Source organism: Photorhabdus laumondii subsp. laumondii (assembly GCF_003343245.1).
GTDB lineage: Bacteria > Pseudomonadota > Gammaproteobacteria > Enterobacterales > Enterobacteriaceae > Photorhabdus > Photorhabdus laumondii.
Genome location: NZ_CP024901.1, coordinates 2,410,623 through 2,427,103, shown reverse-complemented (window position 1 = coordinate 2,427,103; position 16,481 = coordinate 2,410,623). Strand labels below are relative to the sequence as shown.

The following is a 16,481-nucleotide window of genomic DNA, read 5'->3' as shown; positions in this document are numbered from 1 at the left end:
GTAAATTAAGGTGAAAATCATGGGATTCAAATGCGGTATCGTTGGCCTGCCTAACGTCGGAAAATCAACCTTATTCAATGCGCTGACTAAAGCCGGTATCGAAGCAGCAAACTTCCCGTTCTGCACCATTGAACCTAATACCGGTGTCGTCCCTATGCCAGATCCACGGCTTGAACAACTGGCTGAAATTGTGAAACCTCAGCGAATCTTACCGACCACAATGGAATTCGTCGATATTGCGGGTCTGGTGAAAGGTGCATCAAAAGGTGAAGGCTTGGGCAACCAGTTTTTAACTAACATTCGTGAAACAGAAGCTATCGGCCATGTTGTGCGCTGCTTTGTCAATGACAATATCATTCACGTTTCCGGTCAAGTTGATCCTGCTGCTGATATTGAGATCATCAATACCGAACTGGCCCTTTCCGATCTGGACACCTGCGAACGGGCCATTCATCGTGTGCAGAAAAAAGCCAAAGGTGGCGATAAAGAGGCCAAAGCAGAATTGGCAGCTCTGGAAAAATGTCTGCCTCATCTGGAACAAGCGGGTATGTTGCGGGCGTTGGATCTCAGTACCGAAGAGAAAGCGGCTATCCGCTATTTGAGTTTCCTGACGCTGAAACCCACCATGTATATCGCTAACGTCAACGAAGAGGGTTTCGAAAACAACCCTCATCTGGATGCGGTTCGTGCGATCGCAGAAAAAGAGGGTTCAGTGGTCGTACCGGTTTGTGCGGCGGTAGAAGCGGATATCGCGGAGCTGGAAGATGATGAACGCGAAGAATTTATGGCTGAACTTGGGCTGGAAGAACCCGGTTTAAATCGCGTTATCCGCGCTGGCTATCAGTTACTGAATCTGCAAACTTACTTCACCGCCGGCGTGAAAGAGGTTCGGGCATGGACCATCCCAGTTGGCGCAACCGCACCACAAGCAGCCGGTAAGATCCATACTGATTTTGAAAAAGGTTTTATCCGCGCACAAACCATCCCTTTTGAAGATTTCATTACTTACAAAGGCGAGCAAGGGGCCAAAGAGGCCGGCAAGATGCGTTCAGAAGGTAAAGACTATATCGTTAAAGATGGCGATGTAATGAATTTCTTGTTTAATGTCTAATTTATTTTTCATCTCTGACAACATCACAAGATCTCTCTGAGACTGATTAAAATTCTTAAAATCCACGCAGTTGCGTGGATTTTTGTTTTCATGATGTCTCAAAAAATATCGTAACAGCTCGGGCTAAATGCGTCTGTTACGGGCAACGAATTACAGGTTCAACTGAGCCTGTATTTTTTCTATCTCCTTTATCCACTGCTGCTGAAGATGTGGCTTTTGGTGAGCAATCTTACGTTTCCTATCGATTTCCAGTTTTTCTTCAAGATAAAACAGGCGCTCCAGTAATTGCTCTTCCAGCAATAAGGATGGTTGTAACCTGTCATCAGCAATGTGGGAAGCATAGCGGCCATACTCTTTGTGTTTACTTTGCTGCTGACTCATCTGTTCAATTTGCTGATAAATAGCCTCAACATCGTGATACTCTTCCAACTGGTTGTTATTGATAAACCAAAAACGCTGACAGCTATTTTCGATCAACCAGCGATCATGGCTAACAACAAGTAATGCACCACTAAATGTCGCAATTTGCTCACACAATGCTTCTTTACCTTCAATATCCAGATGGTTGGTCGGCTCATCCAGCATGATCAATTCATACTTCGCCAAACTCAGTCCCACAAACAGCAACCTTGAACGTTCACCACCACTGAGAGTAGCCACTTTCTGCTGATGGCACGAGTAAGCAAAACCGGCACCAATCAGCGCCATCTTGCGCTGTTCGTCTGTCAGTAGTGCAAATGGCCGTAATGCATCTATCAGGCTGTCGTTATCATGCAATTGGTGTAATTGCTGATCGTAATAACCTGCTGTAATGGCCGGATGGAACTTTATATCAGGACTGTGGCGCATCGCTGAGAGATAACGTTGCCACAACAGTCGCAACAAGGTTGATTTACCACAACCATTGGCACCAATGATAGCAATGCGATCACCACTCTTTACCTGATGAAAGCCGGTGGTAAACAGTGGTATTGAGCCACCCTGTACTGTTATGGTGGCATAGTCAAGTTCAAGAACGCGATCAGCCTGAATAGGCTGGCCGGTTAATGTCAACTGCCACTGGTAACCTTCAGTCAATACTGTCTGCGCATCTTTCAAACGTTCAATGTGTTTTTCCATCTGTTTCGCTTTGCGTGCCAGATCTTCGTTATCATAAATGCGTCCCCAGTTTGCAAGGCGTTTGGCACTGGACGTAACACGATCAATCTCGTTCTGTTCAAACTGATGGCGATGTTCATCACTCATATCTTTTTCTGCGAGAGCTTGACGGGCCTCAGAACAGGGTAAACGATAAAAATAGAGGGTCTTGTCGCGCAATATCCATGTGCAATTAGTGACCTTATCGAGCAGAGTCTGATCGTGGGAAACCAGAATAAAACTCCCTTTCCAGGACTGAAGAAAATTGCCCAACCACCATAGAGTAGGTAAATCCAGATGATTACTTGGCTCATCCAGTAATAGCAGATCAGGCTCCTGTATTAATGCCCTGCCTAATAGCAGACGTGTGTGTTGCCCACCGCTGAGCTGACTGGCAGGTTGTGCCCACAAGGTTTCAGCAAAACCGAGCTGTGTCAGAAGAATTTCCGCACGCCAGCGTTCTGTCACACGTTCATCAACAGGTAATTTTTGTAAAACCGCATCAATTAATGGCTGATTTTCCACGTCTTCCGGTAAATGCTGCTCAATATAGGCAGTCACACAATGGCTGGCATAGTGAATAGTGCCAACGCTAGGAAGTAGTTGCGCTGTCAATAATTTTAATAGCGTACTTTTTCCACTGCCGTTATGACCAATCAGACCAATACGGTCACCAGCCTGAATAGTGAAAAAGACATTATTCAGCAACATGGCGGTAGATACTTCGTAACAGATTGATTTTACAGATAATAATGTGCTCATAGCTTACTCATTTTTCAGGTACAGAGATACCCGGGTTAAGTCAGGGGGCGACAACCCAGTAAGCTGAGGAAGAGATTTTTTTAGATAACTTCGCTCAGACAGGTTATCGCAGTGTAATACTGTGAAAGCCTGAGCTCTGGCGATTACCAAAGAAGTGTGAATATTCGATCACATCACACAACATCATAATTAGCCTCCTTATTTTTCCAAATTGAACGATACTGTCATCGTAACAAAGCTGTCTATTTACAGGCAAACAATAATTAAATAAAAATAACCAGGTATCAATAAATTTAATGACTAACAGGCGGTTATGCGTTTTTTTTAGATATTTTGGTAAAAGCTGCTTCACGATTAAAATCATGATTCAAATAAGGACATATGAGAGTTACCTCTTTAAAGCCTTTAAAATCCACGCAGTTGCGTGGATTTTTTTATTTTATTCTTATGGTTTTTCTGGCAGTTGTACTCGAACGTTAATTACTCGCCCATCAGGAATGTCGCATAACTCACCATCATTGTAATAAACAACTTCCCCATCATCATTAATACTCTTAACACGCTTATTTTGCGCAAAGATAGCAATAAATTTTAAACTCCCTAAAACCAGACATATATTAAAACCATTTCTGTCCAATATATGAAAGTAACTCTTTTCCATCCATTTCATTTCGAAAATATTTATAATAACATTTACTTTCCAAGAATAAATAAAGCCCACCATACAACAAAATATTTTAACCAAGAAGTTAATATAATTGATCGTAATTTTAACTTGTAATTATTCATTCCAAATAAATATAAATCAAAATAAATCGACAAATAATTAATAATAAAGCGCATTATTATAAAATAAAAAATAAATATCCGAATAATATAATTCAGGATTATTCAATTAGAACAACCAAAACACAAATTTTGCGATAATGGACTTTACATACTATATTTTTACACCATTATTAAAAGATTAGATATATATTTTTACCTATTGATTAAGATATTCTCGGTTTTCAGGAACATTGCTTATCATATAAATAAAACCCTATATTGTTGATATAAAACAAATTATAGTTTCTGAATCTGGATCTCATTTTGAGTAAAGAATGAAAATCAATTACTTATCTAATATACCCTATGGATTTCAAGATGGATCGCGACGGCAAGGGAGTGAATCCCCGGGAGCATAATGTGACCGGGGTGAGCGAGTGCAGCCAACAAAGAGGCAACTTGAAAGATGACGGGGATGACGGGTATAAGTATAGATATTTACTATTGACAATATGTAAAGACGTGCATATCTTTATCTTTTACATTTAGTAAAGAGGTGTTTGTATGCCAATAGTTAGCCAGAAAAGGCAGGTAACGTTACCGCTTGAGCAATGTTCGATAGCTAACATTCAGCCAGGTGATGAGTATGAGAGTTTCGTCAGCCGAAAAGGAGTCATCTCAATTGTCACAAAGCGCAAAGGGGCCGCGAAGGGGATATTAAAGGGTATCCTGGCCGATCACCAGGTGAGTGAAGAAGAATCACTTGAGAGTGCCATACACAAATGATTGCGGTAGATACAAATATTGTTCTCAGATATCTTCTGCAAGATGACGCGAACCAGTCTCAAAAGGCCAATGCACTTTTTGAAGGCAAACAAAAAATCTTGATCACCGATGTGGTCTTAGTCGAGACAATTTGGACATTGAGAGGCAAGCGTTACTTGCTACCTAAAGAGGCGCTGATAGAAGTGTTGCACAGGCTCATTGAAGAGCCTAATGTTGTCTTCGAAGATGGTCATGCGCTCTGGTGTGCGTTGGATGACTACATCAATGCCAAACCGATTAAATGCGGCGGCAAGACGAAGCAGGCCGACTTTGCGGATGCATTGATAGTGAATAAGTCTCAGCGGTATGGCATAAAAAACAAAAAATCGGTTTCGCCGCTTTATACATTTGATAAAGCCGCCTTGGAGATCGATGGTACAGAAGAGCCTTAGAGGAAAGGCATTATGCTGGAGTTAGCTAAAGCCCTTGAAATCCACGCAGTTGCGTGGATTTTTTTATTTTATTCTTGTGATTTTTCCAGCAATTGCACTCGAACATTAATGACGCGCCCATCAGGAATGTCGCATAACTCACCATCATTGTAATAAACAACTTCTCCATCATCGTTAATACTCTTAACACGCTTATTTTGCGCAAATATCGGCGCATCTCTATTTTGACGATGATAACATTCAATGGTTATATCGCCACTGGCTGAATCTACCAATTCACAAACCCAAATAAGATTTAACCCGTTGCTATCTGCCGGAACAATAGTACCACCATGAATTCCCCATTCCCCATCTTTAGCAAAACCATTGCAGCCGCTGATACGATATTTCCCTGTCTCTATTCGCTTGACCGTCACCCCTTCCGCTTCGCAAGTTAACTGGTAAGTTCCGTCTGGATGAATATCTACCACTGGACTGGAAACTTTAAGGTTGCCATTAGTATCTGGTTTGGCGTTGCTTGTTGACCAGACTTTATACCACGGATTCCATTTATTGATGTTACCGTCACCATTGTGCGTTCTATAGTATAATTCGCTCTTCGGCAAGTATGAGGAGTGAATCATCAGCTCATAACCCTTAAAAGTCCCATACCCTCCTGAAAATCTCATTCCGGGACCATGTACACCTGGACCATTTAACCCTACTGGATAGCCAAAATATGTCGAATTCTGAGGAATGTTATCAAAATTATCGATTGTAGAAGCTGTATTATTCCCAACAATAACCGGTTTTGTACTAATCACTTCTAAAGCGAGATTTTCCACAAAGGCTTTTTTATCAGGAATGTCTGCGCCGTTTTGGCCTTTTGCCAATCGGTTATTAGCATTATCATTCACATCAGAAACTAGCTTCTGTGTTACCGCCAGGGTATTACTGTTGCCAGTTTTATCTGTAAGCTGAGTAACACCTTTTTGTGTTAATGAGGCATTTGGTACTTCGGTGGCAATTTTTTGTTCTAACGCGCCATTTAATTGGGCGGCAAGTTTAGCGATATCCCCATTATCCAAAACATCATCGCCGGAATATGTCGCAATAAAATTAGCCACAACAGATGATATTGTCGATGACTGACGCAATACCTTATTGAGCAAATGAACAGTAATATTGTCGTCTGGTGGAAACCCAATCTTTAAACTCCGGCTTTCTTCATATCCTTCTTGACTCACTATATTAGCATTATTACCAATAGAAAAGGCTTTAAAATCATTTTTAGAACTCATACACCCTCCAAAATCAAATAATATTATTTTAATTTAACCACCGTGAAAATCATTCCCCATAATTCACTTCAATCATAGTCTAGCTTAGAAAAACAATAATGGAATATTCTTACAACCTAAATTGCCAACTATTTTTATAATTGATAGCAATAAATTTTAAACTCCCTAAAACCAGACATATATTAAAACCATTTCTGTCCAATATATGAAAGTAACTCTTTCCATCCATTTCATCTCGAAAATATTTATAATAACATTTACTTTCCAAAAATAAATAAATCCCACCATATAACAAAATATTTTAACCAAGAAGCCAATATAATTGATCGTAATTTTAACTTGTAATTATTCATTCCAAATAAATATAAACCAAAATAAATCGACAAATAATTAATAACAAAGCGCATTATTATAAAATAAAAAATAAATATCCGAATAATATAATGCAGGATTATTCAATTAGAACAACCAAAACACAAATTTTGCGATAATGGACTTTACATACTACATTTTTACACTATTATTAAAAGATTAGATATATATTTTTACCTATTGATTAAGATATTCTCGGTTTTCAGGAACATATGCTTATCATATAAATAAAACCCTATATTGTTGATATAAAAAAAATTATAGTTTCTGAATCTGGATCTCATTTTGAGTAAAGAATGAAAATCAATTAATTATCTAATATACCCTATGGATTTCAAGGTGCATCGCGACGGCAAGGGAGTGAATCCCCGAGAGCATAGCAAACTATGTGACCGGGGTGAGCGAGTGCAGCCAACAAAGAGGCAACTTGAAAGATGACGGGTATAAATCCATAAAGGAAAATAGACATGAAAGATATACTCACAAATTCTGATCATAAAATTAAAACTGTCCAAGAGTGGAGAGAATACGTTAAACACAGAGGAGAAAAATATTCTAAAACGCAGCAACATTCAGATAACATTTTTACTCATTTCTTAGAAATTGAGAATCTTTCTGATATACAAAGTCCAGCCAGTGTAGCCGCGACAAATAAATACACACTATTCGCCAAGAAATCGGCCACATCAAATAAATACCCAGTCAGTGTCACTGAAGGGCTGCAAACTATCATTAACTTATGTCGAGTGGCCTCAGGTTATGACCCGCTGGAACCGGAAGGTAATGGCAATGCGCAGAAATTCACAGCATTCACAGAAGAAATAGAAAAGGTTCCCTTTCTCTCTTTACTATGGGCAGACACAAATACGATTACTCAACAAAGTCATGACACAGATGTCTTGATCGATTCTTTTGTTGAAGCCTTTCAAGGGTTATCTCCTCAGGATAAAATTACTATTAAGATTTATTTGAAAAAGTTGATTCATACCGCTTTATCATATGCCGATCAAAAGGAAAAAAAATCCAATCTGGTGCAATATGCTCTGACTAAAACCCCAAATGGGGTGTCACTCTTACTCTATTCTTCTATATTGATAATAAAGAAAGTAGATAACAAGGGTACTATTAAATTCACCTCTCATTATAATCTTTGCCAGGCAGAATATAATCTCAGCCAGAAAACGTGGGAAATAGTAAGATCAGTATTCGAGAAAGAAGATAAGATAACCATAGAGTATTTAATTGATTGTATGACAACCAAAATGAAAGCATAAACTGAAAACTCTCTGTCAGTAGATTAATTGATTTATATACCCGTAATCATTGAAGATGCTTGATTTTATCCGAAATGGAGATCATTATCCTCGCTATGAAAATATTTATTACATCAGAACAAAAAATCAAACTTGAACGTCTTCACGACACCACTCGTGATGGTCAGGTACGAGACAGAATAAAAGCGATCCTTCTGGCTTCTGAAGGGTGGAGTTCTGTGATGATAGCCCAGGCATTGCGACTCCATCAGACCACCGTTGACCGCCATATCAGTGATTACCTTAATCAAGGTAAACTTAAATCTGATAATGGAGGGTCTGATAGTTTGCTTTCCCGAGAACAAACTGATTTTTTAATCAATCACTTATCTCAACATCTTTTCCATCACACCCATGAAATCGTGGCCTATGTTGCTCAGCTCTGGAATATTACCTTTAGCATTCCCGGCATGAATAAATGGCTACACCGTCAGGGTTTTTCTTATAAAAAACCTTGTGGCGTCCCTCATAAATTCGACGCAGAAAAACAGCGACAATTTATTGAATATTATGAGAATCTTAAAGTCACAGCGAAAGACGAACCCATCCTTTTTCTTGATGCTGTTCACCCGACTCAAGGCACCAAACTCAGTTATGGCTGGATGCGAAAAGGCGAGAAAAAAACCGTCAAAACAACAGGAAGCCGGACTCGCCTGAATATATTGGGTGCCCTCAACCTGAATGCCATTGGTCGTACGGTGTTCCAGGAATATCAGACCATCAACGACTACAACATTTGCTGTTTTTTCAATGAAATAAGAAAGTCTTATCCTGACTATCATCAAAAAATTCACCTTATTGTGGATGGAGCGGGTTACAACAAAGCTCATCTTGTGAAGGAGTGGGCTTATGTTAGCAATATTGAGTTACATTACCTTCCTCCCTATAGTCCAAATTTAAACCCGATAGAACGATTATGGAAGGTCATGAATGAACAGGTTCGAAATAACCGTTATTTCGCGGATAAACATGAATTTCGAGACAACGTCTTCAAATTTTTCACCACAACGCTACCGGATATAGCGGACTCGCTGATGTCTAGAATTAACGACCATTTTCAGGTGCTAAAAACTGCATCTTGAAGTTTCTTGGGTATATCAATAACATTATTACCAATATGTGCTGATATTATTCTCATCATAGTTATTCAATAAAACCATTAAATTAAAGGAGAATAGACAAATATAACATAAAGAATAGAACATACGATCAATATATATAAAAATGAATTATCTCAAAATGTGAATTTCAAATCGATAAATTTCACAAGCAGTATTTTACTATTAATATGAAAATATCACATAAAAAAACATTTATCCGTGAGGAATAAGTTAAATTACATACCCTTAATATTTGATAGTGAAAAACATCCACTTATGGATATACTTAGTTCATACAAAAATATATTTAACACTTATTAACAAAAATTTAAAATAAAAATTACCAAGCTAAAAAAACAGTAATATTAAGTACATGATTATCGATTTATCTCACTGTTAAAAATAGGGTTCAACATTGTTCCCTACTTTCAACAGTACCCTAACATTCAATACTTAACTTAATATACCCTATGGATTTCAAGATGGATCGCGGCGGCAAGGGAGCGAATCCCCGGGAGCATATACCCAATAGATTTCAAGTTGCAGTGCGGCGGCAAGAGAACGCATCCCCAGGAGCATAGATAACTATGTGACTGGGGTAAGTGAACGCAGCCAACAAAGCAGCAGCTTGAAAGATGAAGGGTATAGATAACTCTGTGACCGGGGTGAGAGAGTGCAGCCAACAAAGAAGCAACTTGAAAGATAACGGGTATAAATCTATTAAGGATAAAAATCATGGAAAATATCTTAAATAATCCTGATTATGCAGTTAAAAAAGCCCAAGAATGGATAGAACATATTGAAAAAGGAGGCACAAGGCTCCTTAAAGATTGGGAACGCTCAGGTAATATTATTATGGAGTATCCTGAGGCTGGCGATTATTCTGATGTACAGAGCCCAGCGAATGGCGCAGCTACAGGAAATTATACCCAGTTGGCAAAAGATTCTGCCTCACCCTCTAAAAACCCACTCAGCATTACCGAAGGCTTGCAAACTGTTATTAATATGTGCCGTGCGGTTTCAGGCTATAATCCTTTAGATCCTCAAGGCCAAGGTAATAAAAAGAATTTCTTCTCATTTACAGCAGAATTATCTGGCGTTCCATTCCTTTCTTTACTGTCAACAAGTACACAAAATGTTATTCAAAAAAGCCATGATGCCGATGTTTTGATCAACTCTTTCCTGGAAAACTTCCTAGGATTATCGAGTCAGGAGAGAGAGCAGATGAAAACCCCACTGAGACAATTGGCTATCGCTGCATTATCTTATGCTGGTAGAAGGCAAACTCAATCCAATTTCGTACAAAGTGTTCTTGCTACATCACCAAGAGGTGGCGTGTCATTCTTCTTGTATTGGTCTGAGTTTTCAATCATCGCTTACGAAGATGATAAAGGTCTTATCGAATTCAAATCTCATTACTTCCTGCCACAAGCAGAATATAACCTAAGGTACGAATCATGGGTAAATGTAAGGCCCGCATTCGAGAAAGCACAGAAGGTATCATTAGAAGATTGGATTGACAGTATGACCACTCGGAGAAAGCAAGGAAGTAACGTAAGAGCGCTTTGTATAGAATAATGTATACCTTATAGATTTTAAGATGCATCGCGACGGCAAGGGAGCGAATCCCCGGGAGCATAGATAACGATGTGACCGGGGTGAGTGCAGCCAACAAAGAGGCAACTTGAAAGATGACGGGTATAGTGAAATAACCTCAAAATGGTGTCGGCAAAAGCGTTGTGGACACCATAAATTTCATATGTGATGAGGGCGTTCAGAATCCCTCACGTTCTTGTACTGGCGGTTGGTCACGTTCTGTCAAGAAATCTGCCGTAACACCAAGACCATCAAACCAACTGTCCCAAGACTCACCAGCCATATCAACCTGTCTCACACCTTCGGGAAAACCACGACTTTGGAAAGTCGGACGGCTTACTTGAGAACGGTTACTTTTAAATACCGTTGCTTTCTCCACGAACTTCTCCTTGATAGGGATTAATATCAGCCTGGGATCAGGCTATTTCAACCAATAATGTATGACAAATATTGCCCAAAGTCTGCATCGCACGTTCCATTTGCTGATTCCAATCAAAAGAGGCATTCAGACGAAAGGCATGGTTAAACTGTTCGCTGGTGCAAAACATACTGCCCGGTGCAATACTGATCCCTTCTGCCAATGCCAGTTGATAAAGCCGCTGTGCACTGAACAGAGGCTCAAATTCCAACCAGAGAAAATAGCCACCTTTAGGGCGATTCACTTTGACTGAAGCAGGCATATAGTCACCAATTGCTCGTAACATCAGTTGCTGACGTTGCTCCAATATGCGACGAAGGCGACGTAAGTGGTTGTCATATCCCCCCTCCGCAAGATAATCAGCAATTGCCAATTGCGTCGGCATGCTGGCAGAAACGGTACTCATCATTTGTAACTGTTGGATTTTCTTGGCATGTTTTCCTGCTGCCACCCAACCCACACGGAATCCCGGGGCCAGACATTTAGAAAACGAGGAGCAGTGCATAAAGTTGTTTTCACTGTCTAACCCTTTCGCCGGTACAGGCCGTTGCTGATCGAAGTAGAGTTCACCATAAACATCATCTTCAATCAGCACCACCTGATTACTGTTCAGGATATTCACCAGCCGTAATTTACTTTCAGCGGACATCGTTCCCCCTAGCGGGTTCTGAAAGTGAGTCATTAACCAACAAGCTTTTATTGGGTATTTCTGGATCACCTCCTCCAACGCATCCAAATCAATACCGTTTTGTGGATCAGTTTTGATGGCTACCGCTTTCAGACGTAAACGTTCAATGGCCTGTAAAGCACCGTAAAAAGCCGGTGATTCAATCACCACCCAATCCCCCGGTTCTGTCACCGACTGTAAACTGAAACTCAGTGATTCCATCGCACCCGCAGTGATGACAATTTCATCAGGAGGGACATGAATACCATGCATTGCATAACGGCGCGATATGTTACGGCGTAACTTATCATTACCCGGCGGTAAATTAGCTAAAGCGCTATGTGGTGCTATTCGTCTGGCAGCAGCCGCTAACGCTTTGGAAAGTTTAGGTTGAATCAATAAGGATGGATCTGGAAATGCTAAACCAAACGGAATAATCGCAGGATCTTTGCACGCCTGTAATACATCAAAAATAGAAGCGCTTATTTCCACGCTTTCACTTAAATGTAATCGCTTTCCCCCTTTTGCTGCGGCAAAGGGCTGCAAACGTTTAGCGACGTAATAACCCGATTGAGGCCGGGAAATGATCCATCCCTGACTTTCTAGTAATTGATACGATTGAACAACGGTCATCAAACTCAAACCTGATAACTTCACTGATTCCCTCAATGAAGGTAATCTATCTCCCACCAGCCAGGTACCATCTTCAATATGTTGAAGAATTTGCCTGGCAAATTGTTCATAACGCTTCATCAATTCAGACCTCTCCGCAAACTGTTATAGTCAATATACAGAAAACTGTCACTATTATAGTCATTTTTTTCATGCTTTACTTGTCCGCATACATTTCCTGCCTTTATTCAAACTAAAAATAAGAGGTTACTATGTTTGGTTTAAGTGCCTTGGAACTGGCCAGAATTCAATTCGCGTTTACCGTCTCGTTTCACATTATTTTTCCGGCAATTACCATCGGGCTGGCAAGTTTTTTAGCGGTACTGGAAGGGTTATGGCTGAAAACGCGTAATAGTGATTACAAAGTGCTATATCATTTCTGGTCGAAAATTTTTGCTGTTAACTTCGGGATGGGCGTGGTTTCCGGTCTGGTTATGGCTTATCAGTTCGGTACCAATTGGAGTTTTTTCTCCGATTTTGCCGGTTCAATCACCGGCCCATTGCTGACTTACGAAGTACTGACCGCGTTCTTTCTTGAAGCGGGCTTTCTCGGCGTTATGTTATTTGGCTGGCATCGTGTGGGTGAAAAATTACATTTCTTCGCCACCTTTATGGTTGCACTAGGTACTCTAATATCCACTTTTTGGATACTGGCTTCCAATAGCTGGATGCAAACCCCGCAAGGTCACGAAATTGTCAATAATCAGGTCGTCCCCGTCGACTGGCTGGCAGTGATATTTAATCCCTCCTTTCCCTATCGCCTGGCTCATATGTCTACTGCGGCCTTCCTCGCCTCAGCATTCTTTATTGCAGCTTCCGCGGCATGGCATTTATTAAAAGGCAATGACTCGACAGCAATGAAAAAAATGCTATCCATGTCGATGTGGATGATCTTGATTATTGCGCCTTTGCAGGCATTGATTGGTGATGCTCACGGTCTCAACACCCTCAAGCATCAACCCGCTAAAGTCGCGGCAATGGAAGGCCACTGGGAAAATCTTCCCGGTGAAGCCACGCCGCTGATCCTGTTTGGTATCCCGGATATGGCGCGGGAAGAGACGCGTTATGCCGTTGAAATTCCTTATCTCGCCAGTCTAATCTTAACTCACAGTATAGATAAGCAGGTTCCGGCGCTGAAGGAGTTTCCACCGGAAGACAGACCAAACGCGCTTATGGTTTTCTGGTCATTTAGAGTGATGGTCGGCCTCGGTATGTTGATGATAGTTGCCGGCTTTTGGGGACTTTGGCTACGCTATAAGAGACGACTTTATCAGTCAAAAGCTTTCCTGCGTTTTATCTTCTTAATGGCACCTTCCGGCCTGATCGCCATTCTTGCCGGTTGGTTTACTACCGAAATAGGCCGTCAACCGTGGGTAGTTTATGGTCTGCTACGTACCAAAGATGCGGTATCCGCACACGGTGAAATACATATGAACATCAGTTTGTTGCTTTTCATCGCGGTCTACAGCTCGGTATTCGGTGTGGGTTACGCCTACATGATGAAACTTATCCGCAAAGGTCCCAAAAAGGAGTTAAACAATGGGTATTGATCTGCCGTTAATCTGGTTCATCATCATTGTGTTCAGCATCATGATGTACATTGTCATGGATGGTTTTGACCTTGGGATTGGGCTGCTCTATCCCACGGTTAAAAGCGATAAGGACCGTGATTTAATGATGAACAGCGTTGCGCCGGTGTGGGATGGTAACGAAACCTGGTTGGTGCTTGGCGGCGCAGGTTTATTCGGTGCTTTTCCTTTGGCTTATGCCGTTATCCTTGATGCATTAACGATCCCCGTGACATTAATGTTATTTGGCCTGATCTTCCGTGGTGTCGCCTTTGAATTTCGTTTCAAATGCGCGCCTGAGCATCGTCATATCTGGGACAACGCTTTTATCAGCGGCTCTGTGATGGCGACGTTTGTTCAGGGCGTGGTGGTGGGTGCCTTTATTCAAGGGTTCCCGGTGGAAAACCGAGCTTACACTGGCGGCTATTTTGATTGGTTCTCACCCTTCCCCCTATTTTGTGGTTTTGGCCTGATAATTGCTTACGCACTATTAGGCTGTGGCTGGCTAATTATGAAAACCGAAGGTCACCTACAACAAGAGATGTACCGTGTCGCCCGCCCGCTCACTTTTCTGATGCTGACAGTTATCGCCATTATCAGTTTATGGACACCATTCATTCATCCGGCAATCACTGAACGTTGGTTCAGCTTACCTAACCTGTTGTTCTTCCTTCCTGTGCCACTGTTGGTGGTCTGGTCTGGCTGGAAACTACTGCACTCCATCAAACGTAAAGCTCATTACACACCGTTTCTGGTCGCACTATTGTTAGTTTTCCTTGGCTACAGTGGGTTGGGCATCAGTATCTGGCCTAACTTGATCCCACCGACCATCAGCTATGAAGCCGCGGCAGCGCCGCAACAAAGTTTAGGTTTTATGCTGGTCGGTGCCCTACTTATCATCCCAGTGATTCTGGTTTACACCTATTGGAGCTACTACGTTTTTCGGGGGAAAGTTAACCATGAACAAGGCTACCACTAATCAAAACACCCCACGCCCTTCTGTATGGAAACGGATAGGCTGGATGGCAATGATCTGGTTATGCAGTGTGATGGCTCTTTTTGCTGTTTCCACACTATTTCGCCTTCTGATGACAGCAGCAGGTATGAAATTGAAGTAATTATTAACACTATTTAACAAATTGAGCTAAAGTTTTCATCAGTATTGCAGAACGGAATCTTAGCCTGATGAAAACAAGTTCAAATAACACCATCTTCAAAAACCAAAAACTGTTTGTAATCAACTCTATTATAAATTTGTTTTTACTTTTTATACTGTTGTTGATTGATAAACCGTCGATTCCAGATTTAATTTTACCGTTATTGATAATGTTAAGTATTACAAATATCTACTTCCTGATAAAAGTGGTACATAACTCTGCTCCTGTCAAAGAATGGCAACATGCAAGATACAAAGCAGAAATTAACGCACTGAAACAAAAAAATAGCTATTTGGATTTTCTCTGTCAAAGCCATTTCAAACTACAAAATTGTAAACTGCTACCTGAAAAGCTTCAGGAGATTTTTTCTCACCTCAATCGTCTGATCCCTTTCTGTGAAGCCAAAATCATCTTTTATCCATCACAACAAGAATATTTCTTTCGCAATCCCCATCAATGTCCCTATTTTGATATGCCGCTGATTATGAGATGGAATCTAGATGATAATATTGATAGCTATGGGACACTCTGGATAAAAACACACAGGAATAGTGATCTCACTCCCGATGAAAAAAGTCTGGTTCAGGATGTGGTGACGTTAATGACAAATAAACTATTACGGGAAAATCAGATCCAATGCCAACACCAGAGTATGTTGGCCGCAGAGAGAACCGCTATTTCTCGTGAACTCCACGATTCCATTGCCCAATCCCTCTCTTTCCTTAAGATTCAAGTTAATTGTCTATATATCGGCAGTGATAATTTACCCAAGCAAAGTTTAACCTCGTTGAATATGATTAAAGATGAGTTAAATATTGCCTATCGCCAGCTCAGAGAATTACTGGCAACGTTCAGGAACGAACAACCTCAATGTAATCTACAAGAATCTTTACAGACCTTGATTAGTGAATTTAACCATCGTCTAGGCTTCAACATTGAATTCAATTACCGCCTGACACATCAGCACATTCCTGACAGTTACAGCAAACATTTGATACAAATCATTAGGGAATGTTTGAACAACTGTTATAAGCATGCCAATGCCAATTGGATCAGTATCCGTATTTATCCTATCGATGACAAAATCATTACCGTTGTCAGTGATAATGGTCAGGGTATCAATCTGGACTCCGCTAATAAAAACAAATTTGGGCTGGCTATTATGCAAGACAGAGTTTCTATCCTAGGTGGGCAATTACAGATAAAAAACCGTAAACATGGTGGTACAGAGGTAGAAATTCAATTTTCAGTGGATTGAAAAAGGCAGATCAATCCCATTATCGACGGCAGCGCAATTTATTTAATGATAATAATTATCATTTTCGTTAATTGCTGTTACACTA

At 40.7% G+C, this 16,481-nt stretch carries 15 protein-coding genes; 10 read left to right on the top strand and 5 right to left on the bottom strand.

Translation table 11 applies throughout. The features are described 5' to 3' along the window. Positions 1–19 precede the first annotated feature (19 nt). Positions 20–1,111 (top strand): redox-regulated ATPase YchF, encoded by a 1,092-nt coding sequence (gene ychF, locus PluTT01m_RS10645; RefSeq protein WP_011146309.1) that lies wholly within the window; start codon positions 20–22, stop codon positions 1,109–1,111. A 150-nt stretch (positions 1,112–1,261) separates the two neighbouring features. On the opposite strand, the gene PluTT01m_RS10640 is transcribed toward ychF, so the two are convergent. Further along, a complete protein-coding gene (locus PluTT01m_RS10640; protein ID WP_041380062.1) occupies positions 1,262–3,010 on the bottom strand; it encodes an ABC-F family ATP-binding cassette domain-containing protein in 1,749 nt (582 codons plus the stop codon). Between the two features lie 445 nt (positions 3,011–3,455). Continuing rightward, the gene (locus tag PluTT01m_RS27495; protein WP_041380061.1) at positions 3,456–3,734 is read right to left on the bottom strand and encodes a phage tail fiber protein; all 279 of its coding nucleotides are present in this window, start codon (positions 3,732–3,734) and stop codon (positions 3,456–3,458) included. 608 nt (positions 3,735–4,342) lie between these two features. On the opposite strand from PluTT01m_RS27495, the gene PluTT01m_RS10630 reads away from it, so the two are divergent. Together PluTT01m_RS10630 and PluTT01m_RS10625 are read left to right on the top strand one after the other, a co-directional pair. Continuing rightward, the gene (locus PluTT01m_RS10630) at positions 4,343–4,564 is read left to right on the top strand and encodes a hypothetical protein (RefSeq protein WP_011146306.1); all 222 of its coding nucleotides are present in this window, start codon (positions 4,343–4,345) and stop codon (positions 4,562–4,564) included. Then, a complete protein-coding gene (locus PluTT01m_RS10625; RefSeq protein WP_011146305.1) occupies positions 4,561–4,995 on the top strand; it encodes a type II toxin-antitoxin system VapC family toxin in 435 nt (144 codons plus the stop codon). The genes PluTT01m_RS10630 and PluTT01m_RS10625 overlap by 4 nt, the downstream gene beginning before the upstream one ends. Before the next feature lie 68 nt (positions 4,996–5,063). Here PluTT01m_RS10625 and PluTT01m_RS10620 read toward each other — a convergent pair whose 3' ends face one another. Continuing rightward, positions 5,064–6,275, bottom strand: coding sequence for a phage tail protein (locus PluTT01m_RS10620; protein ID WP_011146304.1), 1,212 nt, complete (start codon positions 6,273–6,275; stop codon positions 5,064–5,066). An 839-nt stretch (positions 6,276–7,114) separates the two neighbouring features. Between PluTT01m_RS10620 and PluTT01m_RS10615 the strand changes: the two genes are divergently transcribed. From PluTT01m_RS10615 to PluTT01m_RS10605, 3 genes are all read left to right on the top strand, one after another. Further along, entirely contained in the window at positions 7,115–7,921 is an 807-nt protein-coding gene (locus tag PluTT01m_RS10615; RefSeq protein ID WP_011146303.1) for a hypothetical protein, read from the top strand. 95 nt (positions 7,922–8,016) lie between these two features. Next, positions 8,017–9,042, top strand: a complete 1,026-nt coding sequence (locus tag PluTT01m_RS10610) for an IS630-like element ISPlu3 family transposase (protein ID WP_011146066.1) — start codon at positions 8,017–8,019, stop codon at positions 9,040–9,042. A gap of 753 nt (positions 9,043–9,795) precedes the next feature. Further along, positions 9,796–10,638, top strand: coding sequence for a hypothetical protein (locus tag PluTT01m_RS10605; protein WP_011146302.1), 843 nt, complete (start codon positions 9,796–9,798; stop codon positions 10,636–10,638). Between the two features lie 196 nt (positions 10,639–10,834). Here PluTT01m_RS10605 and PluTT01m_RS10600 read toward each other — a convergent pair whose 3' ends face one another. Both PluTT01m_RS10600 and PluTT01m_RS10595 read right to left on the bottom strand, forming a co-directional pair. Further along, positions 10,835–11,035, bottom strand: coding sequence for an AbrB/MazE/SpoVT family DNA-binding domain-containing protein (locus PluTT01m_RS10600; protein ID WP_011146301.1), 201 nt, complete (start codon positions 11,033–11,035; stop codon positions 10,835–10,837). Between the two features lie 37 nt (positions 11,036–11,072). After that, a complete protein-coding gene (locus PluTT01m_RS10595; protein ID WP_041380060.1) occupies positions 11,073–12,494 on the bottom strand; it encodes an aminotransferase-like domain-containing protein in 1,422 nt (473 codons plus the stop codon). 131 nt (positions 12,495–12,625) lie between these two features. Here PluTT01m_RS10595 and PluTT01m_RS10590 point away from each other — a divergent pair, with 131 nt between their 5' ends. The 4 genes from PluTT01m_RS10590 (at position 12,626) to PluTT01m_RS10575 (ending at position 16,396) form a co-directional block, all read left to right on the top strand. Continuing rightward, positions 12,626–13,963: a cytochrome ubiquinol oxidase subunit I gene (locus PluTT01m_RS10590; protein ID WP_011146299.1), complete on the top strand. Its 1,338-nt coding sequence runs from the start codon at positions 12,626–12,628 to the stop codon at positions 13,961–13,963. Next, positions 13,953–14,960, top strand: a complete 1,008-nt coding sequence (gene cydB, locus PluTT01m_RS10585) for a cytochrome d ubiquinol oxidase subunit II (RefSeq protein ID WP_011146298.1) — start codon at positions 13,953–13,955, stop codon at positions 14,958–14,960. The genes PluTT01m_RS10590 and cydB overlap by 11 nt, the downstream gene beginning before the upstream one ends. Beyond that, a complete protein-coding gene (locus tag PluTT01m_RS10580; RefSeq protein WP_071824106.1) occupies positions 14,941–15,099 on the top strand; it encodes a DUF2474 domain-containing protein in 159 nt (52 codons plus the stop codon). Before cydB ends, PluTT01m_RS10580 begins: the two co-directional genes overlap by 20 nt. 208 nt (positions 15,100–15,307) lie before the next feature. Next, positions 15,308–16,396, top strand: a complete 1,089-nt coding sequence (locus PluTT01m_RS10575) for a histidine kinase (RefSeq protein WP_228956960.1) — start codon at positions 15,308–15,310, stop codon at positions 16,394–16,396. Positions 16,397–16,481 lie beyond the last annotated feature (85 nt).